The sequence below is a fragment of the Mycobacterium basiliense genome (genome assembly GCF_900292015.1).
Classification (GTDB): Bacteria; Actinomycetota; Actinomycetes; order Mycobacteriales; family Mycobacteriaceae; genus Mycobacterium; species Mycobacterium basiliense.
The window spans coordinates 3,897,971-3,919,408 of sequence record NZ_LR130759.1 but is presented as its reverse complement, the minus strand read 5'-3'; the positions used below and the strand labels follow the sequence as shown (position 1 = coordinate 3,919,408).

The following is a 21,438-nucleotide window of genomic DNA, read 5'->3' as shown; positions in this document are numbered from 1 at the left end:
ATGACGCAGATCGTCGATCCTCCGGCCCGCGCCGACCAAAAGCTGACGATGCCGGTCTCCGACGTCGTGCAGTCGTTGACCATGGTGCAGTCGCTTAATCGCGCGCTGCATGACGCGATGGCCGCCGACGACCGCGTGCTGGTGTTCGGCGAAGACGTTGCCGTCGAGGGCGGGGTGTTCAGGGTAACTGAAGGCCTGACCGAAACCTTCGGTGAGGAGCGCTGTTTCGACACCCCGTTGGCCGAGTCCGCGCTGATCGGCATCGCGGTGGGTCTGGCACTGCGCGGCTTTGTGCCGGTGCCGGAGATCCAATTCGACGGCTTCTCCTATCCCGCTTTCGATCAAGTCGTCAGTCATCTGGCCAAATATCGCACGCGCACCCGTGGCGAGGTGAATATGCCGGTGACGGTGAGGATCCCATCGTTCGGTGGTATCGGAGCCGCCGAGCATCATTCGGAGTCCACCGAGTCCTATTGGGTGCACACTGCGGGTTTGAAAGTGGTGGTTCCCTCGACTCCCGGGGATGCCTATTGGCTGTTGCGGCACGCTATCGCCTGTCCAGATCCGGTGATGTTTCTCGAGCCGAAGCGGCGTTATCAGGTTCGAGGACTGGTTGATACCACCCAGCCCGAGCCTCCGCTCGGTCACGCGATGGTCCGCCACACCGGTACCGATGTGACGGTCGTGACCTACGGAAGCCTCGTCACCACCGCTCAGCGCACCGCGAAAGATGCTGCGCGGCAATTCGGGTGGAGTCTGGAGGTCATCGATCTGCGGTCCCTGATACCGCTTGACTTTGACACCATCGCCGCGTCCATCCACCGGACCGGACGGTGCGTGGTAATGCATGAGGGGCCTCGGAACCTCGGTTACGGTGCCGAGCTGGCCGCCCGAATCCAGGAGAAGATGTTCTACGAGCTGGAAGCTCCGGTATTGCGCGCCTGTGGGTTTGACACTCCCTACCCCCCGGCGCGATTGGAGAAATTGTGGCTACCAGGTCCCGACCGGCTGCTGGACTGCGTCGAACGCGTGCTGTCACAACCATGAGCGCAGACGAGCGGGTCAAGTGTTTCCGAGTCCCGGATCTCGGTGAGGGACTCGAGGAGGTCACGGTTACCTCGTGGAACGTCGCGGTTGGTGAGGACGTCGAACTCAACCAGGTGTTGTGTTCGGTGGAAACCGCTAAGGCCGAAGTCGAGATCCCCAGCCCGTATGCCGGCCGGATCGTCGACTTGGGTGGATCCGAAGGCGATGTGATCCAGGTGGGTGCCGTTCTGGTGCGAATCGACACCGCGCCGGATTTGGCGCCGGCCACCAATGGCGAGACCGCGGCTCCCACGTTGGTCGGCTATGGCGCCGATGAGGAGATCGACGCCACCAGGCGGCCAGGGCGGCCACTTGCCGCACCGCCGGTACGAAAACTGGCCAAGGAGCTCATGGTTGACCTGGCTTCGCTACAGCGCGGTGACGACGGCGTGGTCACTCGCGCCGATGTGTTGGCTGCTGCTCGGGGCGGGGGCACCGGGAACGGGGTCCGGCAGGTCCGTGGTGTGCAGGCACACATGGCGGAAAAGATGACGCTGTCCCACAGAGAAATTCCGGCAGCGAAGATCAGCGTGGAGGTTGTCTGTGCCCAACTGTTGGGGTTGCGGGACCGCATCCGGTTGGTCGCGCCGGAGATCACGCCGTTCGTGTTGGTGATGCGGCTACTGATTATTGCTCTGAAGAACAACCCGATGCTCAACTCGACCTGGATCGACTCATCTGGCGGGCCGCAGGTTCAGATGCACCCCGGAGTGCATTTGGGTTTCGGTGTAGCCACCAAGCGGGGCCTGCTGGTCCCGGTGATCACCGATGCCGATGGCAAGACCACGCGCGAACTGGCCGGCCGCACGGCTGAGCTGATCGCTGGTGCGCGCCAAGGCCGTTTGACACCGGGAGAGTTGCGCGGTTCCACGTTCACCGTCTCGAATTTTGGGGCACTGGGTGTGGACGACGGTGTACCGGTGATCAATTATCCCGAAGCCGCCATCCTTGGGATGGGCGAGATCAAGCCTCGCCCGGTGGTCGTCGGCGATGAGGTGGTCGCGCGTCCCACGATGGCATTGGCCTGCGTGTTCGACCACCGGGTCGCAGATGGCGCTCAGGCCGCACGATTCATGTGCGACCTGCGTGGCCTGATCGAAGCGCCGGAGACCGCAATTTTGGATCTCTAACCGGACGGGCGAATGGTGTTGTCGCCGTCGCCATCATCCTGGGCACGCAGGAGCTTCTCCGGATGATGAAAATTGTTGATTCGAGGTTGGCCCCGGTCTAGATGCGGCGGTGGGATCCATTCGGTGTCGCCGTGCACGTTTTTTCGAGTGGTCCATCCGCCGGGTTTGAGGATCCGATGTTGGGGACCGCACCCGAAGGTGAGGTCGTTGACATCGGTGGTACGGCAGGCGGCGTAGTCGGTGACATGATGGACTTCGCAGTAGTAGCCTTTGACGTCGCATCCCGGGGCTGAGCAGCCACGATCTTTGGCGTACAACACAATTCGTTGCCCTGGTGAGGCTAGGCGCTTGGTGTGATAGAGCGCCAGGGCTTTGCCCTTGTCGAAGATCGCCAAATAGTGGTGGGAATGACGGGCCAACCGGATCACGTCCGACATTGGCAAGAGGGTACCGCCGCCGGTCAGTCCTTTGCCGGCGGCGGCTTCCAACTCCGTCAGAGTGGTAGTGACGATGATGGAGGCGGGCAGCCCGTTGTGCCGGCCGAGTGCTCCGGATGCCAGCATCGCGCGCAGCGCGGCATTGAGCGCGTCGTGGTTGCGCTGGGGTACCGAGCGAACGTCGCGGTCAATGCCGTCTTGGGTGGGTGTGCCGTCGACGCACGGCGTGTCATCGAACGGATTGCACATGCCGGGAGCGGCCAGTTTGGCTAGCACCGCCTCGACGGTGGCGCGCAGTTCCGGGGTAATCCAGCCGCGCAACTCCGACATGCCGTCGGCTTGCTGGTTGTTCAGCGTCAGGCCGCGCCGACGCGCCCGATCTTCGTCGCGATAGGTGCCGTCGGGGTTGAGGCAGTCGGCGATGGTATTGGCGAGACCCGCCAACTGCTCCGGTCGATACTGGCCGCCTTGTCGGGCCAAATCGGCTTCGGCACGCTCGCGGGTGCCCTGGTCGACCCAGCCCGGCAGCTGCTGGCAGAAGCGGCGGATGACCGCTACTTGGCCTGCTCCGAGTTTTCCGTCGCGCTGGGCGGCGGCGGTGGCCGCCAGCAGTGGTGGCAGCGCTTCGCCGGACAGTCCGCGCCGGGGCCCCAGTTCGGCGGCCTCTTTGATGCGCCGGGCGGCCTCGGCGCGGCTGGTCAGGGTCCATTCGGCAACGGCGTGGGAGAGTTTGCCGCCGAGCTCTTCGGCGGTGGCCTGGCGGGCCAGGTTATTGATCAGCCGATGCTCGGGCACCGGGAGCCGCCGGCGGACCCGTTCGCTGCGTTCCAGCAGGATTAGCCACTCGCGGGTGGTCAGTGCGTCGAAATTCAGCTCGGCCACCGCCTCGACCGCGGCGTCCAGGGCGTCGAAGGCAGCCGTGATCTCCTCTCGATCCACGACACCTGAACTCATGGCTCGAAACTAGCGGAGGGCACCGACAAAAATTGCCGTCCAAAGACTCACTGAAATAAAAGTGACACAAGTGATTTCAGATTTCTTTGGCGCTATCTGCCTTGTTCTGAAACTAATTGGTCAGGGCCCTGGCCCACGCAGGACGCCGAACGCAGGCTTACCAGCATGTGCGCTATAGCTGGCTCACCACGAAAGTTGCTGCTTGGCCAGGCATATCGGAATGCTCATACGTGAGGTGTGCCGGCGAGAACATCTCGTCATGTGAAGGCAGCGCGAGGACGCCCGGAGTGCAAATCGGATCGTCCGGCGCACACAGGTCGATTGCCTTGTGTCCATACCATGGGCTGATCGCGCTCACCGGGCCACCCAGATATCGGTCGCTCGGATTTCCGAACAGGGCGACCGCGGCAACATGATCAGCCACCTCCGCTGACAACGTTTGGGGGATAAAGCCGGCAACCGGGGCCTGGGCGATGGTGATCAGGTCTATCACCATCGCCCCTTGGGAATATCCACCTAATACCAGCTTGGTGTCGGGGCAATTGGCTGCCATGGACTCCACGTGAGCGCTGGCATCGTTGGCTCCCGCTGATGCCGACGGAGGCCAATCTTCGGTGGCAGGGTAGTTGACCGGATACACCCCGAGGGACCGACCGCCAACCTGCGAGCGCAGTGAGTCGACAAACGCCTGTCCGACCCCACCGACTCCGGGCGGCTCGGCGGTGCCGCGGGCAAACGTCACTTCGACGTCGGGGCAGGGCGCGGCCGATGCGGAAGAAACGAGGATCGGCGGGCTCAGCGTCGCCCCGGTTGTCACCACCGCGATACCCAGCAAACGAGCAAATCGGCGTGCGTTCACGTCCCAATGCTGACACATCGCGACCGAAACGTGCCTACCAAATTGTGCGGGGCTACTTCGGCAGGTCGCGCGCGGCAGATCGAATGCGGCCCGGGCATCGCAGGGCGTCAGCAGCGGGAGGTTGAGTTGACCCGGTCCCCGATCGGCAAGCTTGCCAGGGGCGATCGCGCATGCTGGGCGAAATCGGCAGCCTCAAGAGGCGATCAGGGGTGGCGTAGCGCGCACGGCGGCTGATGGTCACTGTGTAATCCGCCGCGTGCGGTGGTCCGGGCAGTGCGATTGCAACCTGACTTAGGACGATGTCGGTCAGCGCTCTTTGTGGATGCGGGCAATGAGTCTGCGGACAACGCCGTGTCGGCGCCGCCGCTCCTTGGCGATCCGGGGGCAACGAGATGCCGAGTCCGGTCGTGGAAACCCCGGACAAGGCGGCGGTAAAGATTCGCGGGGAGGCGGTAATGCGGGGCCCAACACTCGCATTCGCATGTACGCGTGCGGCAGACGGTTCGGTGAAGACAACAACTCCCGGTGCGGCCCGGGTGTAGCCATTACACCGCTTTTCGCCACTCCACGATGACATTATGGACAGCGACATGACACGTCGTCACCGTTCCACGGCATGGGCGGCATTCGGGATGCCGAGGGCCCCGATAACCGGTGATGCACTATGCGACGCCGCGGCACGACTACCTGCGGCGCCCATCGCGGCCCGACGAACTTGTTCAACAGCAGAAGACGGCGTGATCTGAGGGCGGAAATTCATGCACCAGCTCGACCATCAGCAGTCAGGGGCAACAGCCCAGCAGCCACCGCGCTGCGTGGCCATCTACACCGACGGGAACGCGCGCTGGGCCACCCGACGCGGGCTCTCTGCGATGGAAGGCCATCTGGCTGGGGGCAAGGTCGCACTCAAACGTGTTCGCGATGCCTGCGAACTGGGCATCGAGCAGCTTTCCCTATTCACCTTCTCCGTTGATAACATGATGCGTTCAGCCGAGGAGGTCGCCACCCTCATGAGCATCATGGCGGCCCTATTCGATCAGGGTATCCAGCTGCTGGGGCCTTGGGGCGTCCGGTTGCGGGTGGTGGGATCGCGCAATGGGCTGCCGCAGGATATGTCTGACGCGGTGGATCGCGCCGAAGCCGGCACCGCGCACAACAGCCGCATGGATCTGTTCTTCGGGCTCAACTACGGGGGCCGTCAAGAGCTGCTGGACGCCGCACAGCGCTACCAGGGTGGCGGCGAGGAAGTATTTCGGCGGCTGCTGTGTGCGCCGGAAATGCGCGATCTCGATCTGGTCATTCGCACCGGTGGCGATAGGCGTCTATCCAACGGCTTTCTCTGGCACGCGGCGTACGCCGAACTGCTGTTCGTCGATGAACTGTGGCCCGACTTCACCCGCGAACGCTTCGAGAATGCGCTTGCCGAGTACGGACGTCGCGCGCACGGTAAGGATTGATCCGGAGCATGGTGCCGAAATTGAAACCAGCCCATAGCGTCTAGGCAAGATCAAAGAGCTTCCGCGAAACGCCCACTCCGCCCCGGCAGGTTGCGTGGCCACTCGACGCCGCTAATCGTCACCCGCCACCCAAGTCCAGGCGCCAACCGGTGTCCTGGAGCGGCCAGCCGCGGTCAGGCCGCGGGAGGGGCAGGTTCGGGCGGAATCGCCCCGTCGCAGCCACCGGGCGGTGGCGGGCCGGGGAGAGGCTCGTCGCCGCTGACGCAGTCGTAGTAGAACTGAGGGCCGACCATCCAGGTTTTCATCCACTGGTGCCAAAACGACCCGTCGGGGTACTTCTCGCCGTCGCACACGGCTAGCTCGCCCCAACCCCATCGACCACCCGGGCACCAGCCCTTCGTCATGTCCGGCTGGTGCGGGTCAGGTGGATCGGCGCTGGCCACCGCGGTGGGAAACACAATGGCTGCAGCACAACCCAATATCGCAGTGCCGAAGCGAATGGGGTTCAACTTCATTTCGACTCCCTCAAAAACGTTGAATCACATACAGCCGATTCCAAGCGATGATCAGAACTCCTGGATGAGCCGCGGCGATCATGCATAGGCGAAGGACCTTCCCGAGGAAATCTGAAGTCCGGTTCGTTCTGATCAAAAACTAGCATTGCCGCACGGGTCCGGGAACAACGTTTTTTCGACGGCTAACGATGGCGCGGATTGGCGACGTCAAACCCGAGGTGGGCCAGGGTGATCTCCGGCCCAAAATCGGCTCTGACGTGCACTTTCAGTGCCCGTTGCTGGTCGTGGCGCCAGGATGGTTAGTCGTCGACATTCCTGTTCCGATTCCGGCTGCGATTGAGCCGATCCGCGGCGCCGACGGCCCGTTGATTTGTTCTCGTTCGTTGCCCGCGTCGTGCCCGGGTATTGACCCGGTCGTCGCGAATAGGAAACCGCAACCCGAGATTGTGGGCACTGATGCTGTCTCCGCAGTTCGTAACGGGGCGGCCGACCGGGAGAATGCCACTTCGACCGAACCCCCGGGTTTGTGGCGCGTTGGACGACCTGGTCCTCGCGAGCGTCAAGAATCAACTGAAATAACTGTCACGTATCAGCCGAAACACTCGTCTCGCAGGATGATCAGTGCCCCCGGCATGACTCGAACGTGCGACCTAGGGATTTGTGATTTCGGGTGCCGACGAGTTCTTGAAGGGCAGCGAAGTGCTGCCGGCAATGTTGTACTGACCGACGCTGACGCCAAACCAGCCGTTGTTAACGTGGTCGCAAGAGGTGCCCATCGGAGGAATCTTTGGGCCGGATTTCGCGCGAGGATCACCCTTGCGGTAACTGAAGTCAACCCCGCCTCTTAACTTCACTTAATCGAATAAATGAAGTTAGAATCGACCCATGACCTCACTTCGCCCTGTCGCCTACGAGAACGTTCGTTGGGAACCGCAGGGGAGGCGGTACGCGAGTGGGACTCTGCCAAAGTACGGCACCTACCACCCCGCTGTGCCAGTCAGCATTGCCGACTTGGTGCTAGATCTGCCGCCAGCGGTGTTAGCAGACGCAGAGGCGGCCAGCCACGAGATCGCACGTTTCGACGCCGAACTGGGCGGCGAGATTGCACCGTTTGCTGCGGTGTTGCTTCGGTCGGAGTCCGCCGCGAGTTCGCAGATCGAAAACTTGACCGCATCAGCGCGCGCAATCGGCGAAGCAGAGTTGTCCGGTGGCAAGGCCAAGCGTAACGCTGAGCTGATCGTTGCCAACACCGCTGCGATGCAAGCAGCAGTCGCTCTGTCCGACACCGTTGACGCCGATGCTATCCGGGCGATGCACCGCGCGTTGATGGTCAATGAGCCACGCCATACGCCAGGCGAATTCCGCACCGAGCCAGTGTGGATCGGTGGTGGGTCCACCCCGATCGGCGCGACGTTTGTCGGCCCGCGCTATGAGTTGATCCCTGGGGCGATTGGTGACCTGATCGCCTTCACGCAGCGCGCCGATGTCCCTACGCTGCCGCAGATCGCGGTGGGCCATGCCCAGTTCGAGACCATCCACCCCTTCACCGACGGCAACGGCCGCACAGGCCGCGCACTGGTTCAAGCCCTGCTGCGCAACAAAGGCCTGACGCGCCAGGTCACGGTGCCGGTCTCAGCCGGGCTGTTGGCCGACACGGGCGCGTACTTCGCCGCGTTGACGAGCTATCGCGACGGTGACTTCGCGCCGATTGTCCAGCGGTTCTCGCAGGCCACCGTGCTGGCTATCGCCAACGGGCGACAACTGGTCGGCGATATCCGCGATATCCGGGAAACCTGGAACGACGTGATCACCGCACGGTCCGACTCCGCGGTGTGGAAGGTCGCCGATCTATTGACCCGCCGTCCAGTCGTGAACGCCGTACTACTGGCGGAGGAGTTGGGTATCGAGTCCACCAACGCTCACCGCTACCTCAACCCGCTTACGGAGGCGGGAATCCTCGTCGAGACAACAAACGGACCTCGCAACCGAGTGTGGCGTTCGCCGGAAGTGCTTGCCGCGCTGGATGCTTTCGGCGAACGCGCCGGCCGACGGGGATAGCTGACCGTTATTTCCCGTTTCTCCACCCGCGCCGCGGGGCGCGGCTGGAAGTGTGGTTGCGTGCAGGCGACACCCACACCGCGGCGCGGTTGGTGGGTTTGACGGATGTGCGGCGCGCGGGTGTGGAAGCCGATTCGGCGGTAGTGACGCGGTGGCTTGACGACGGTGTCGCGCCTAACGGCGGGCGGGGGCGCGCTTTCGGCACCCGCAGCGTGCACGGCTTCGATTTGACCTTCGCAGCGCCCAAAAGCGCGTCATTGTTGCGCGCGCTGCGCGCCGACGACGTGGTCCAAAAGGCCATCGCGGCGGCGCATTCGGCCGCGCCTTCGGAGGCGATGGGTACCTGGCCACGCATGCCGCCTATACCTACGTACACAACAGCGATCCCGCAGCAGCCCCATAGGGCCTGCTGCACGGATCTGTGACATCTGAGGTCGCTTGACGAGCAGTCAGGCTGGAAGGACGTCGTTGTGTCTAAGCCCTACTCTGGGGGGTCCGTCGTGACGTGGTGCGGGTTGCGCGTGAGTGTGGCCCTGGGGTGTCAGTGGAGCAGGTCGCTCATGACTTAGGAATTCGCCAGACCACGTCGAATTCGTGGCTTCGCGCCGCTGATGCCGAGGAAGATCCGAAGTCGGTCGCCGCGCCGGATGTGCTGCGGGAGAATCGGGATTTGACGCGGCGTAATCGGTTGTTGGAGCAGGAGAACGAGGTCCTGCGCAAGGCGGCGGTCTATCTGGCGTGCGGATTGCTACCGGGAAAGGTTCTACCCGTCGTGAAGGAGCTGGCAGCAGCCGGTGGCCCCGATCAGGGTACCGGTGGTGGTCTCGTGTCGGGTCTTGGTTGCGCCGCGATTTCACCGCGCCGCGACCGGATAGGTTGTGGCTCAGCGATATCACCGAGCATCCGCGTGTGGTCCAACCGGATCGTGGGTTACGCCATCGCCGAGCGGATGACCTCGTAGCTGGCCGTCGACGCCCTGCGAATCCGCCGTGTCCCGCAGCGGTGGCACCGTCGCTGGCCGCACGCTAGATACCGACAGGGGCGGTCCATTTCGTTGCCGCAAGCTCTAGCAGTCCCTGCGGCGCATCAGATGCTCGGCTGCATGGGACAGGTCGGCCCCGCCGGAGACAACGCCGCCATGGAGAACTCCTTCTCCCTGCTGCAACGCAACGTTTTGGACCGCCAACGCTGGGCCAGCCGCGAGGACCTCCACATCACGATCGTCACCTGGATCGAACGCACCTACCACCGACGCCGACGACAAACCCGCTTGGGCCGATTGACCCCCATCGAATCCGAAGCCATCATGACCCAGACGGCCAACAAGGCCGCCTGAGGAACTGTCACAGAATCCCGCAGCAGCCCCATTCATTGCCCGACGCGGAAGGTGGCGCGACTTTGGGCCAACAAAGGTTGGATCGGCGTTGATGACGTGTCCCGTGTTGGCCTTGAACAGCCAGCGGACGTGATTTGGCAGGCGGTCAATATAGCTAGAGGTACCGACACCGTTTCGGTGGATCGGGGCGTCACACCTGGCTGGGATGGTGCGCATTGAACTTGATGATGCGCGGCAAAGCGCGAAACTGTGGACGAAGTGTGGACACAGGCAGAGGTGCCGAACGCCAGCAAACTATAGACCGGCTAAGTAGCGGGCTGACCTGCCACTTTGGTTGCGCCCCCGGCACGACTCGAACGTGCGACCTAGGGATTAGAAGGCCCTTGCTCTATCCACCTGAGCTACGGAGGCAATGTGCAGGTCAGTCTATCCAACGGCAAGTCAAGATCAGATTCGGCGACACAACGGGGGCGAAAAGTCTTCCCCTGCGCCAAAAATCGGTTATGGTGTGAGCCTCGACACACGTACAACACCGGCTGGTAATCGGCCGTTAACCGCAATGAAGCGTGTGCCTGACGTCGAGGGGTGGGCTTTGTAATGTGCATGGCCAGTGTTACATCGCGGTGCTCGCGGGCCGGCGCTGAGGCGCTGCGCCACGGAGCGCAGCTTGCGGCCGACGCCAAAGACACCATTCGCTCCGGAGCCCTGCTGCTTAGGGGCTCGCCGTTCGCCCTGGGTTGGGTCGCCGGCTGGGTAACCACAGAATTTCCGCTGCACGTGGTGACGGGGCATGCACTGTCGCGGGTATCGCCGCCGGCGATCGGCCGATACGGCACCGCGTGGGCAGCCCAGCGTGCCGACTCGACCCTGGCGGCGGCGCTCGAGGAGTCACTGGGACCGGATTTCCGCGACCTGGTGGCGCACCCGACCGGCGAACCGTCCGAGGGTGAGCGACGGGGCGGTCTGCTGCCGTCCGGGCCCCGCCGACGCTATGCGGCGCAGACCTCAGACATCTCCTACGGTCCGGGTGGACGCGAACATTTGCTCGACATCTGGCGTCGGCCGGATCTGGCGCCGGGCCGCCGCGCGCCGGTGCTGATCCAGGTCCCCGGGGGAGCATGGGCGGTCAACGGTAAACGTCCGCAGGCCTACACATTGATGAGTCGCATGGTGCAACTGGGCTGGATCTGCGTCTCGATCAATTACAGCAAGAGCCCACGCTGCGCATTTCCGGCACACGTCATCGATGTCAAACGGGCGATTGCGTGGGTCCGCGAGAATATCGCCGACTACGGCGGAGACCCCGATTTCATCGCCATCACCGGCGGTTCGGCCGGTGCGCACCTGGCTTCCCTGGCTGCGTTGACCCCCAACGACCCGGCCTTCCAGCCTGGGTTCGAAAACTCCGACACGACTGTCCAGGCGGTGGCGCCGTACTACGGTGTCTACGACTTCACCGACCTGGACAACATGCACGAGATGATGCTGCCGTTCCTCGAGCACTTCGTGATGAAGACGCGCTATGCCGAAGATCCTGAGCAGTTCAAAGCCGCTTCGCCAATCTCGTACGTGCACCGGGACGCGCCGCCTTTTTTTGTGCTGCACGGCGAGCGGGATCAGCTGATCCCGAGCGCTCAGGCTCGAGCTTTCTGCGATGCGTTGCGGGATGCGGGAGCGGACACGGTCGCCTATGCCGAGCTCGCCAATGCCCACCACGCTTTCGACATCACCCCTACGGTCCGATCCCGGCTGACGGCCAACGCCGTCGCCGACTTCCTGGGGGTTGTCTACGGTCGGCGGACCGGCTCGTTGCTGGGGTCGTCGCGGCTGTCGGCGACGTCGGCCAGCTAACTCGAGTGGGCCGCAGGACCGGGGGCTTTCCAACTCGATTGCTCGCCGGCAGCTCGTGTCGGACGGCCCGCGGCGCCCACTCGACTGAGTCGATCCTCACTTTCACCACCGCGTCAACCGGACTAGCGTTGTGTTGGCAAATCGGGTAGACGGAGCTGAGCAGGAGGCTTGTTCGGCGGTGACAGACTTGGCGCATCGAGTTATCCGGCCCACGCGGGGTCGTGATCATGGTTGAGGCCGTTGGATTGTCCGATGAGCTGGGGCCGGTCGACTATTTGATGCATCGTGGCGAGGCCAATCCACGGACCCGTTCGGGGATCATGGCGCTCGAACTTCTCGACGGCACACCGGACTGGGACCGCTTCCGGGCGCGGTTCGAGAACGCCTCGAGACGAGTGTTGCGGCTACGACAGAAGGTCGTCGTTCCGACGCTGCCGACCGCGGCGCCGCGCTGGGTGGTCGATCCCGATTTCAACCTCGACTTCCATGTGCGCCGGGTGCGCGTCGCCGAACCCGGCACCCTGCGCGAAGTATTCGACCTCGCCGAAGTGATCTTGCAGTCACCGCTGGACATATCGCGGCCGTTGTGGACTGCCACGCTGGTCGAGGGCTTGGCCGACGGCACGGCTGCGACCCTGCTGCACGTCAGCCATGCCGTCACCGATGGGGTGGGCGGCGTAGAGATGTTCGCCCAGATTTACGACCTGGAGCGGGATCCGCCGCCGAGGCCCACGCCGCCGCAGCCCATTCCGCAGGATCTTTCGCCGAACGACTTGATGCGCCAAGGTCTTAACCACCTGCCCATCGCCCTTGTCGGCGGCGTTGTCGGTGCACTGTCCGGGGCGGTATCGGTGGCCGGTCGTGCGGTCTTGGACCCGGCAGCTACCGTGTCGGGGATTGTCAGCTACGCCCTGTCCAGCGTGCGGGTGATGAACCGCGCCGCGGAGCCGTCGCCGCTACTGCGCCGACGCAGCCTGACCACCCGCACCGAGGCGATTGACATCCGGCTTTCTGAACTACACCAGGCTGCCAAGGCCGGCGGCGGGTCGATCAACGACGCATACCTCGCCGGCCTTTGTGGTGCTCTGCGGCGGTACCACGAGAGGCTTGGCATGCCCATCAGCACGTTGCCGATGGCAGTGCCGGTGAACTTGCGGGCCGACGCCGATGCGGCCGGCGGGAACCGATTCACCGGCGTCAATCTGGCGGCTCCCCTCGGCACGATCGATCCGATAGCCCGGATGAAGAAGATCCGGGCGCAGATGACCCAGCGCCGCGATGAGCCCGCAATGAACTTTGTCGGGTCTATCGCTCCGGTCCTCAGCGTGTTGCCCACGGCGGTGCTGGAGGGAATCAGCGGCTCGGTGATCGGCTCGGACGTCCAGGCCAGCAATGTCCCGGTATACCCCGGTGACACCTTTATCGCGGGAGCAAAGATATTGCGGCAGTACGGTATTGGCCCGCTGCCCGGCGTGGCGATGATGGTGGTGCTGATATCCCGGGGCGGTTGGTGCACGATCACTGTGCGCTACGACAGGGCGTCGGTGCGAAACGACGAATTGTTCGCCGAGTGCCTGCTTGAGGGCTTTAACGAGATCCTTGCACTGGCCGGTGATCCGGCACCGCGCGCGGTCCCGGCCTCATTCGCCGGTCCGGCAGGCTCCGCGACTCGATCGGTGTCGGGCTCATGAGCGCCACCGAAGAGCACGCCGACGACGGTAAGCAGTCGCGCGATTTGCGGTTACCCGGCTCAGTGGCCGAGATCATGGCCAGCACGCCGGGAGCCAAGGTGGGCGCATTCTTCGATCTGGATGGCACATTGGTCGCCGGCTTCACCGCCGTCATCCTCACCCAGGAGCGGCTGCGGCGCCGCGATATGGGTGTCGGCGAGCTGCTCAGCATGATTCAAGCAGGGTTGAACCATACGCTCGGACGGATCGAGTTCGAAGACCTGATCAACAAAGCCTCTTCGGCATTGCGCGGGCGGCTCCTGACCGACTTGGAGGAAATCGGCGAGCGCCTGTTCGCGCAGCGGATCGAGTCCCGGATCTACCCGGAAATGCGAGAGTTGGTGCGAGCGCATGTGGCCCGCGGCCACACTGTGGTGCTCAGCTCCTCTGCGCTAACCATTCAAGTGGAGCCGGTGGCGCGTTTTCTTGGTATCACCAACATGCTGACCAACAAGTTCGAGACCAACGAGGACGGGCTGCTCACCGGGGGAGTGATCAAGCCGATTCTATGGGGGCCAGGTAAGGCCTCCGCGGTGCAGCGTTTTGCCGCCGAGCACGACATCGACCTCAAAGAGAGTTACTTCTACGCCGATGGCGACGAGGACGTCGCGCTGATGTACCTGGTCGGAAATCCGCGACCGACCAATCCCGAAGGTAAGATGGCCGCCGTCGCCAAGCGTCGCGGCTGGCCAATTCTGAAGTTCAACAGCCGCGGCGGCGTGGGTCTGCGGCGACAGCTGCGAACCCTGGCCGGATTTAGCACCATGTTCCCGGTGGCCGCCGGTGCGCTCGGGGTCGGCGTGATGACCGGCAGCCGGCGGCGTGGCGTCAACTTCTTTACCTCCAACTTCTCCCAGTTATTGCTTGCCACCAGCGGTGTGCATCTCAATGTCGTGGGTAAGGAGAACCTGACCGCGCAGCGTCCGGCCGTCTTCATCTTCAACCACCGTAACCAGGTCGATCCGGTGATTGCCGGAGCACTCGTGCGCGACAACTGGGTTGGCGTGGGCAAAAAGGAACTGCGGAACGACCCGATCATGGGCACCCTGGGCAAGTTGTTGGACGGCGTCTTCATCGACCGCGACGATCCGGCTTCCGCGGTAGAGACGTTGCACACCGTCGAGGAGCGGGCCAAAAACGGGCTGTCGATCGTGATCGCGCCCGAAGGCACCCGGTTGGACACCACCGAGGTGGGACCCTTCAAGAAGGGGCCCTTCCGCATTGCGATGGCCGCGGGAATCCCGATCGTCCCGATCGTGATTCGCAATGCGGAGATCGTTGCCTCGCGCAATTCCACCACCATCAATCCGGGCACGGTCGACGTGGCGGTATTTCCGCCCATTCCGGTCAATGACTGGACCCTTGACACGCTGCCGGAGCGTATAGCCGAAGTACGCCAGCTCTACCTCGACACCCTCAAGGAATGGCCGGTGGACGAGTTGCCCAGCGTCGACTTGTACGCCGAGCAGAAGGCCGCAAAGAAAGCCAGGACCCGGACGAAGGCAGCGGCGAAAAAGACCCCGGCCAAAAAGAGTCCGGTCAAAGCCACCGCCAACAAGCCGGCCAGCACGGCCGCAAACAAGGCACCGGCCGCGAAAAAGGCACCGGCCAAGAAATCGGCCAAGGCCCCAACACGACGGCCGGTCAAGACCAATCCCGACCAATCCGCGACCGCAGTCAACGACGGTGAGGCGCAACAGCCAAGCAGCAACCAAAGTGACGCCACTCAAGCGCCGAGTTCTAGGCCTCGAGGACGGCCGTGACCAAACCGGTGGCCGATACCAGCGCGGTGCTGACTGCCGAAGACACGCTGGTGCTGGCTTGGATGGATTCACCGGTCGAAATGCAGCTGATCATGGAATGGCTGGGCCACCAGCGCGCCCGCAATCCCGAAGCCAGATTCGACGTGCTCAAGCTGCCGCCCCGCAATGCACCGCCGGCCGCACTGACAGCGCTGGTGGAACAACTCCAGGAGGGCCCCGAGGGGAGCCAAGATCGTTCGATCGTGCCGGTGCAGGTGTTCTGGCAGCCGCCGCCGGATCGCAGCAGGCTGGCCAAGGTGGCCGGGTTGCTCCCCGGCCGTGATCCCTACCATCCCAACCAGCGTTTGCAGCGTCGCATCCTGCGCTCAGATCCCCGGCGGGCCAGGGTGTTGGCCGGCGAGTCGGCCAAGGTTTCTGAATTGCGCCAACAGTGGCGTGACAACACCGTTGGCGAGAACAATCGCGACTTTGCCCGGTTCGTCACCCGCCGCGCCATCCTGGCGTTGGCACGCGCCGAGTACCGAATCCTAGGACCCCAATACAAGTCTCCCCGGCTGGTCAAGCCGGAAATGTTGGCGTCAGCAAGATTCCGTGCCGGCCTAGCGAAGATCCCCGGCGCCACCGTCGAAGAGGCCGGGAAAATGCTCGACGAGTTGGCCACCGGCTGGAGTCAGGTGTCAGTGGACCTGATCTCTGTTCTCGGCCGGCTGATCAGCCGTGGATTCGACCCGGAATTCGACTACGACGAGTACGAGGTCGCGGCCATGCGCGCGGCGCTGGAATCTCATCCTGCGGTCCTACTGTTCTCCCACCGCTCATACATCGACGGCGCAGTGGTGCCCGTGGCCATGCAGGACAACCGGCTACCGCCGGTGCACATGTTCGGCGGCATTAACCTGTCGTTCGGCGTGATGGGACCCCTGATGCGGCGCTCGGGGATGATCTTCATCCGACGCAACATCGGTGACAATGCGCTCTACAAATACGTGCTCAAGGAATACGTCGGCTACGTCGTCGAGAAGCGGTTCAACCTGAGCTGGTCCATCGAAGGCACCCGCTCCCGCACCGGAAAGATGTTGCCGCCCAAGCTCGGCCTGATGAGCTATGTGGCCGACGCCTATCTAGACGGTCGCAGTGACGACATCCTGCTGCAGGGGGTCTCGATCTGCTTCGACCAGCTGCACGAGATCGCCGAGTATGCTGCCTACGCACGCGGCGCCGAGAAGACGCCCGAGGGCGTGAGCTGGCTGTATAACTTCATCAAGGCTCAGGGGGAGCGCAATTACGGCAAGATCTATGTCCGGTTTCCCGAAGCGGTCTCCATGCGAGCGTATCTCGGTGCACCAAATGGTCCGCTGGCCAACGATCAAGCCGCGAAGCGCCTTGCGCTGCAGAAGATGTCGTTCGAAGTCGCGTGGCGGATCCTGCAGGCAACCCCGATGACCGCGACGGGCTTGGTGTCCGCGTTGCTGCTCACCGCCCGTGGGACCGCGTTGACGCAGGATCAGCTGCACCACACGTTGCAAGACGCGCTGGATTACCTCGAGCGCAAGCAGACGCCGATGTCTACTAGTGCCCTACGGCTGCGCTCGCGCGAGGGGGTACGCGCCGCGGTGGACGCGTTGTCCAACGGACACCCGGTAACTCGGGTGGACGGTGGCCGGGAACCGGTGTGGTACATCGCGCCCCAGGACGAACTCGCCGCGGCGTTCTATCGGAACTCGGTGATCCACGCGTTCCTGGAAACCTCGATCGTCGAACTGGCGCTGGCGCACGTCCGGCACAGCGACGGTGACCGCATGGCCGCGTTCTGGGACCAGGCGATGCGGCTGCGAGATCTGCTGAAATTCGATTTCTACTTTGCCGACTCCGCTGCATTTCGGGCCAATATCGCCGAAGAGATGGCGTGGCACCAGGATTGGGAGTCGCAGGTCGCCGCCGGGGGCGATGACATCGACGCAATACTGTATGAAAAGCGGCCGTTGATATCGGACGCGATGTTGCGGGTGTTCTTCGAGGCCTACGAGATCGTCGCCGACGTGTTGCGCGATGCCCCGGCGGATATTAGTCCGAAGGAACTGACGGAGTCGGCGCTGGGTATCGGCCGCCAGTACGTGGCGCAGGGCCGGGTTCGAAGCAGCGAGCCGGTGTCCACGCTGCTGTTCGCCACCGCTCGACAGGTCGTTGAGGATCAGAATCTGATTGCACCGGCACCGGACCTTGGCGAACGCCGGATCGCCTTCCGGCGCGAATTGCGGGACATATTGCGAGATTTCGACTATGTCGAGACCATCGCGCGCAATCGGTTCATCGCCCGTGAGTTCAAATCACGTCAGGCGGGATCCTAGGTGTTTGCTGCCGCCCACCGCAGGTTTTCCTGAGGAGATCGGGATCCGGCTTGCTCGCGGTCAGCTGGCGCGGGGTTTGGAGCCGTTGGCCGCCCTTGGTCGGCATCGGCACTCTCGCTCCACTCCGGCGGGCGCAACAGGTAGCCGATACGGCCTCGCCACGTCCGCGCGTGGCGAATGTCGCCAAGCATCGTCACGAATTCGTGGTAATTGAGCTTGATCGGGTTGTGGGTGGTGATGTTCTTTGTCAACCCGAATTGGATGGGTGCGCCTTCCTCTGCGTAGCTACCGAACAGCCGATCCCACACGATGAAGATGCCCCCGTAGTTCTTGTTGAGGTACGGATTGTTGGCGCCGTGGTGGACGCGATGGTGGGACGGCGTGTTGAACAGATACTCGATCGGCCTCGGCAGTCGGTCGACGCGTTCGGTATGGATCGGGTATTGGTAGAAAATCACGATCGCGTGGCACCCGAAGATCATCCAGACAGGGAAACCCGCGAGCACCAGCGGCACGTATACGACAGCCGATAGGAATAGCCAACCCGGAACGAGCCAGGGCGTCCGGACCCCCGTCGAGAGGTTGAAGTACTGGCTGGAGTGATGCACGCTGTGCGCCGCCCAGAACACCCGAATTCGGTGCGCCATACGGTGTTTGACGTAGTAGGCCAGGTCGGTCAGCACCAGTGCGGATACCCAGACCCACCAATTGGTGACCGGCAGGTGAATCGGCGCTAGCGCACTCGCGAGGAGCACGACGGGTATCCCGGTGAGCTTGCCGGCGGGCCGGGTAACGAGAGCAAGGGCGTAGACCGACACACTCGCCGCCGTATCGCGGGCGGACATGCCGGCCCGCGACCGGGTTTGCCGCTGGTCCAGCCGGTAACTGAGGAACTCCAGGCCCATCAGGACCACTAGCGCGACGAGAACTATTGGCAGGACGCGTTCCATTGGTCACCTGGTATCGCGAAACCCGCCGCGGCCGGGGTTTGTGTCCCCTCGGCCGCGATCGGGTCGGAGGCTACGGGGTGTCGGCGCCGCAACCGCGGCGTCGAACGGCAGCGGTGCACGCGCACCCTAACAACCGGGTATCTCCGTTATCTCCGGACTTGGAGTGTCGACGATGTCCGACGAGCAGCCAACCGCTAGCAGCGCGAACGCTGCGGTCAACACGGCGCCGGCAGCCCAGGCCAACCGGGTTGTCATCTTCCTACTTTTCAGGTTCTCGTTCATCGCCCGTACCCTCCATTTGCTGGTCTGTCGCCGTTGGTCGCATATGCGACGACCATTGGAGCCTATCGCCGGGGTTCTGCGCAGTCGGGCATTTTCGAATACTCGAGAAAATTGGTCTGCGGTCAATGTGGCTCTCCGGTTTCCGGCAATTCCGCCCCTGCCGGCCGGGCGGCCCGCTGCCCTAATCGAGCGCGGTGGTGCGCGTCACCGGCGGGCCTGGAGTTGGTTAATCCACAGTTGCGGCCTTACGCACAGGCCGGGGCGCCTGCCGGCAAATCTCCGAACTGCTGTCGGTGCCACCCAGCTGAATGGCAGTCAGCATCAAGCGGATGCGCCGGGAGACCTCCGGAGAAATCGGTGAAAGGAAACGAGCCATGTTTGAAACGCCTCTGACCGTGGTCGGCCATATTGTCAACGACCCACAGCGCCGAAAGGTCGGTGATCAGGAGGTCATCAAGTTCCGGGTAGCCAGCAATTCCCGCCGACGCACCGGTAACGGTAGCTGGGAGCCGGGAAACTCGTTGTTTATCACCGTCAATTGCTGGGGCCGGTTGGTCACCGGGGTGGGCGCGGCGCTGGGCAAAGGCGCACCCGTCATCGCGGTGGGCCACGTCTACACCAGCGAGTACGAGGACCGGGATGGCAATCGTCGTTCCTCGCTAGAGATGCGGGCGCGGTCGGTCGGCCCCGACCTATCGCGGGTGTTCGTGCGTATCGAGAGGCCCGGCTACACCGGACCTAGCCCGGACAACGTTCCTGCGGCCTCGGCGACGCAAGACCCGAGCGCGGTAGGTGGCGACGACGGGGAGCCGGTGGCGGGCGCGGTCGACTCGGTGCTCGACGTCACCGATGAGGACGCTGCTGGCCGCGCCCCGATGCCACTGTCGGCGTAGCCCCGACACGCGGTGCCTAGGATGGGCGGCGAGTAATTCCGAGCGACCAGAAAGGCAAAACCGCGGCATGGCTGAGTTCATCTACACGATGAAGAAGGTCCGCAAGGCGCACGGTGACAAGGTGATCCTCGACGACGTCACGTTGAGCTTCTACCCCGGCGCCAAGATCGGCGTCGTCGGCCCCAATGGGGCCGGTAAGTCGAGCGTCTTGCGGATCATGGCCGGTCTGGACAAGCCGAACAATGGTGACGCTTTCCTGGCTACCGGCGCCAGCGTCGGCATCCTGCAGCAGGAGCCCCCGCTGGACGAAGAGAAGACCGTTCGAGGCAACGTCGAAGAAGGCTTGGGTGATATCAAGATCAAACTGGATCGGTTCAATGAAGTCGCCGAGTTGATGGCCACCGACTACACCGATGAGTTGATGGAGGAGATGGGCCGGCTGCAGGAGGAACTGGATCACGCCGACGCGTGGGACGTCGATTCACAGCTGGAGCAGGCGATGGATGCGCTGCGCTGCCCGCCGCCCGACGAGCCGGTCAGCAACCTGTCTGGTGGTGAACGTCGCCGCGTCGCCCTGTGCAAACTGCTGCTGTCAAAGCCTGACCTGTTGCTCCTCGACGAGCCGACCAACCACCTGGACGCGGAGAGCGTGCAGTGGCTCGAACAGCACCTTGCCAGCTACCCCGGCGCAATCCTGGCGGTCACACACGACCGGTACTTCCTGGACAATGTCGCCGAATGGATCCTGGAATTGGATCGCGGCCGTGCCTATCCCTACGAAGGCAACTACTCGACCTATCTGGAGAAAAAGGCCGAGCGGCTGGCGGTGCAGGGCCGCAAGGACGCCAAGCTGCAGAAGCGACTGCAAGACGAGCTGGCCTGGGTCCGGTCGGGTGCCAAGGCGCGCCAGGCCAAAAGCAAGGCCCGACTGCAGCGCTACGAGGAGATGGCCGCGGAGGCGGAGAAGACCCGCAAGCTCGACTTCGAGGAGATCCAGATCCCCGTCGGGCCCCGCCTGGGCGCGGTGGTGGTGGAGGTCGAGCACCTGGACAAGGGGTTCGGTGGACGCACCCTGATCAAGGATCTGTCGTTCACCTTGCCGCGCAACGGCATCGTTGGTGTCATCGGCCCCAACGGGGTCGGCAAGACCACCCTGTTCAAGACCATCGTCGGGCTTGAGGAGCCGGACAGCGGCACGGTCAAGGTCGGCGAGACGGTCAAGCTGAGCTATGTCGACCAGGCCCGGGCGGGCATTGATCCGAAGAAGACAGTGTGGGAAGTCGTCTCCGACGGTCTGGACTACATCGAGGTCGGTCAGTCCGAGGTGCCGTCGCGGGCGTATGTGTCGGCGTTCGGGTTCAAAGGACCCGACCAGCAGAAGCCCGCTGGCGTGTTGTCGGGCGGTGAACGCAACAGGCTCAACCTTGCGTTGACCCTCAAGCAGGGCGGCAATCTGATCCTGCTGGATGAACCGACCAACGATCTAGATGTCGAGACCTTGAGTTCACTGGAAAACGCGCTGGTCAATTTCCCTGGTTGCGCGGTGGTGATCTCGCACGATCGCTGGTTTCTCGACCGGACCTGTACGCACATCTTGGCCTGGGAAGGCGACGCCGACAGCGAGGCCAAGTGGTTCTGGTTCGAGGGCAACTTCGGTGCTTACGAGGAGAACAAGGTGGAACGGTTGGGCGTCGAAGCCGCGCGTCCCCACAGGGTCACCCACCGCAGGTTGACACGCGACTAGTGTCAGCTCTGCCGCAATGCGCAGCGGTATCCGTCGTGAGTTGGG

Annotated in this window: 17 protein-coding genes, 1 tRNA gene and 2 pseudogenes; 13 read left to right on the top strand and 7 right to left on the bottom strand. The window is 63.5% G+C overall.

All coding sequences use genetic code 11. The features are described 5' to 3' along the window. Entirely contained in the window at window positions 1-1,047 is a 1,047-nt protein-coding gene (bkdB, locus tag MB901379_RS16420; RefSeq protein ID WP_158017597.1) for a 3-methyl-2-oxobutanoate dehydrogenase subunit beta, read from the top strand. Next, a complete protein-coding gene (locus MB901379_RS16415; protein ID WP_158017596.1) occupies window positions 1,044-2,216 on the top strand; it encodes a dihydrolipoamide acetyltransferase family protein in 1,173 nt (390 codons plus the stop codon). The genes bkdB and MB901379_RS16415 overlap by 4 nt, the downstream gene beginning before the upstream one ends. On the opposite strand, the gene MB901379_RS16410 is transcribed toward MB901379_RS16415, so the two are convergent. Beyond that, the gene (locus tag MB901379_RS16410; protein ID WP_158017595.1) at window positions 2,213-3,607 is read right to left on the bottom strand and encodes an HNH endonuclease signature motif containing protein; all 1,395 of its coding nucleotides are present in this window, start codon (window positions 3,605-3,607) and stop codon (window positions 2,213-2,215) included. The genes MB901379_RS16415 and MB901379_RS16410 overlap by 4 nt on opposite strands. 172 nt (window positions 3,608-3,779) lie before the next feature. Next, the gene (locus MB901379_RS16405; RefSeq protein ID WP_158017594.1) at window positions 3,780-4,484 is read right to left on the bottom strand and encodes a cutinase family protein; all 705 of its coding nucleotides are present in this window, start codon (window positions 4,482-4,484) and stop codon (window positions 3,780-3,782) included. Between the two features lie 539 nt (window positions 4,485-5,023). Between MB901379_RS16405 and MB901379_RS16400 the strand changes: the two are divergent. Together MB901379_RS16400 and uppS are read left to right on the top strand one after the other, a co-directional pair. After that, window positions 5,024-5,212 (top strand): annotated as a pseudogene (locus MB901379_RS16400) (polyprenyl synthetase family protein); the annotation flags it as partial. Between the two features lie 12 nt (window positions 5,213-5,224). Then, window positions 5,225-5,923, top strand: coding sequence for a polyprenyl diphosphate synthase (gene uppS, locus MB901379_RS16395; RefSeq protein WP_158017592.1), 699 nt, complete (start codon window positions 5,225-5,227; stop codon window positions 5,921-5,923). A 173-nt stretch (window positions 5,924-6,096) separates the two neighbouring features. Here uppS and MB901379_RS16390 read toward each other — a convergent pair whose 3' ends face one another. Beyond that, entirely contained in the window at window positions 6,097-6,438 is a 342-nt protein-coding gene (locus MB901379_RS16390) for a hypothetical protein (RefSeq protein ID WP_158017591.1), read from the bottom strand. Window positions 6,439-7,088: 650 nt separating this feature from the next. Continuing rightward, on the bottom strand, window positions 7,089-7,214 hold the full coding sequence (locus MB901379_RS25075) for a hypothetical protein (protein WP_269462764.1): 126 nt from the start codon (window positions 7,212-7,214) through the stop codon (window positions 7,089-7,091). 109 nt (window positions 7,215-7,323) lie between these two features. On the opposite strand from MB901379_RS25075, the gene MB901379_RS16385 reads away from it, so the two are divergent. The 3 genes and pseudogenes from MB901379_RS16385 to MB901379_RS25345 all read left to right on the top strand — a co-directional run bounded on the left by MB901379_RS16385 (window position 7,324) and on the right by MB901379_RS25345 (window position 9,832). Beyond that, a complete protein-coding gene (locus tag MB901379_RS16385) occupies window positions 7,324-8,496 on the top strand; it encodes a Fic family protein (RefSeq protein ID WP_158017590.1) in 1,173 nt (390 codons plus the stop codon). 50 nt (window positions 8,497-8,546) lie between these two features. Further along, window positions 8,547-8,921: a relaxase domain-containing protein gene (locus tag MB901379_RS16380; protein ID WP_331852718.1), complete on the top strand. Its 375-nt coding sequence runs from the start codon at window positions 8,547-8,549 to the stop codon at window positions 8,919-8,921. Window positions 8,922-9,001: 80 nt separating this feature from the next. Beyond that, window positions 9,002-9,832, top strand: a pseudogene (locus tag MB901379_RS25345) (hypothetical protein). 337 nt (window positions 9,833-10,169) lie between these two features. Here MB901379_RS25345 and MB901379_RS16365 read toward each other — a convergent pair. Then, window positions 10,170-10,243: transfer RNA gene (locus tag MB901379_RS16365), tRNA-Arg, on the bottom strand. 186 nt (window positions 10,244-10,429) lie between these two features. Here MB901379_RS16365 and lipQ point away from each other — a divergent pair. From lipQ to MB901379_RS16345, 4 genes are all read left to right on the top strand, one after another. Next, window positions 10,430-11,683: an esterase LipQ gene (gene lipQ, locus MB901379_RS16360; protein WP_158019251.1), complete on the top strand. Its 1,254-nt coding sequence runs from the start codon at window positions 10,430-10,432 to the stop codon at window positions 11,681-11,683. Window positions 11,684-11,910: 227 nt separating this feature from the next. Then, window positions 11,911-13,374, top strand: a complete 1,464-nt coding sequence (locus MB901379_RS16355; RefSeq protein ID WP_158017587.1) for a WS/DGAT/MGAT family O-acyltransferase — start codon at window positions 11,911-11,913, stop codon at window positions 13,372-13,374. Then, window positions 13,371-15,176: an HAD-IB family hydrolase/lysophospholipid acyltransferase family protein gene (locus MB901379_RS16350; protein ID WP_158017586.1), complete on the top strand. Its 1,806-nt coding sequence runs from the start codon at window positions 13,371-13,373 to the stop codon at window positions 15,174-15,176. The genes MB901379_RS16355 and MB901379_RS16350 overlap by 4 nt, the downstream gene beginning before the upstream one ends. Then, complete coding sequence (locus tag MB901379_RS16345) at window positions 15,173-17,524, top strand: glycerol-3-phosphate 1-O-acyltransferase (protein ID WP_158017585.1); 2,352 nt, start codon at window positions 15,173-15,175, stop codon at window positions 17,522-17,524. Before MB901379_RS16350 ends, MB901379_RS16345 begins: the two co-directional genes overlap by 4 nt. Here the strand turns inward: MB901379_RS16345 and MB901379_RS16340 are convergent. Both MB901379_RS16340 and MB901379_RS24760 read right to left on the bottom strand, forming a co-directional pair. Continuing rightward, the gene (locus MB901379_RS16340; RefSeq protein WP_158017584.1) at window positions 17,521-18,474 is read right to left on the bottom strand and encodes a sterol desaturase family protein; all 954 of its coding nucleotides are present in this window, start codon (window positions 18,472-18,474) and stop codon (window positions 17,521-17,523) included. The two genes, MB901379_RS16345 and MB901379_RS16340, sit on opposite strands and share 4 nt — an antisense overlap. 126 nt (window positions 18,475-18,600) lie before the next feature. Then, window positions 18,601-18,756, bottom strand: a complete 156-nt coding sequence (locus MB901379_RS24760; protein WP_232021885.1) for a hypothetical protein — start codon at window positions 18,754-18,756, stop codon at window positions 18,601-18,603. A gap of 374 nt (window positions 18,757-19,130) precedes the next feature. On the opposite strand from MB901379_RS24760, the gene MB901379_RS16335 reads away from it, so the two are divergent. Then, window positions 19,131-19,649, top strand: coding sequence for a single-stranded DNA-binding protein (locus tag MB901379_RS16335; protein ID WP_158017583.1), 519 nt, complete (start codon window positions 19,131-19,133; stop codon window positions 19,647-19,649). Window positions 19,650-19,716: 67 nt separating this feature from the next. Then, window positions 19,717-21,393, top strand: coding sequence for an energy-dependent translational throttle protein EttA (gene ettA / locus MB901379_RS16330; RefSeq protein ID WP_158017582.1), 1,677 nt, complete (start codon window positions 19,717-19,719; stop codon window positions 21,391-21,393). Window positions 21,394-21,438: the final 45 nt, after the last annotated feature.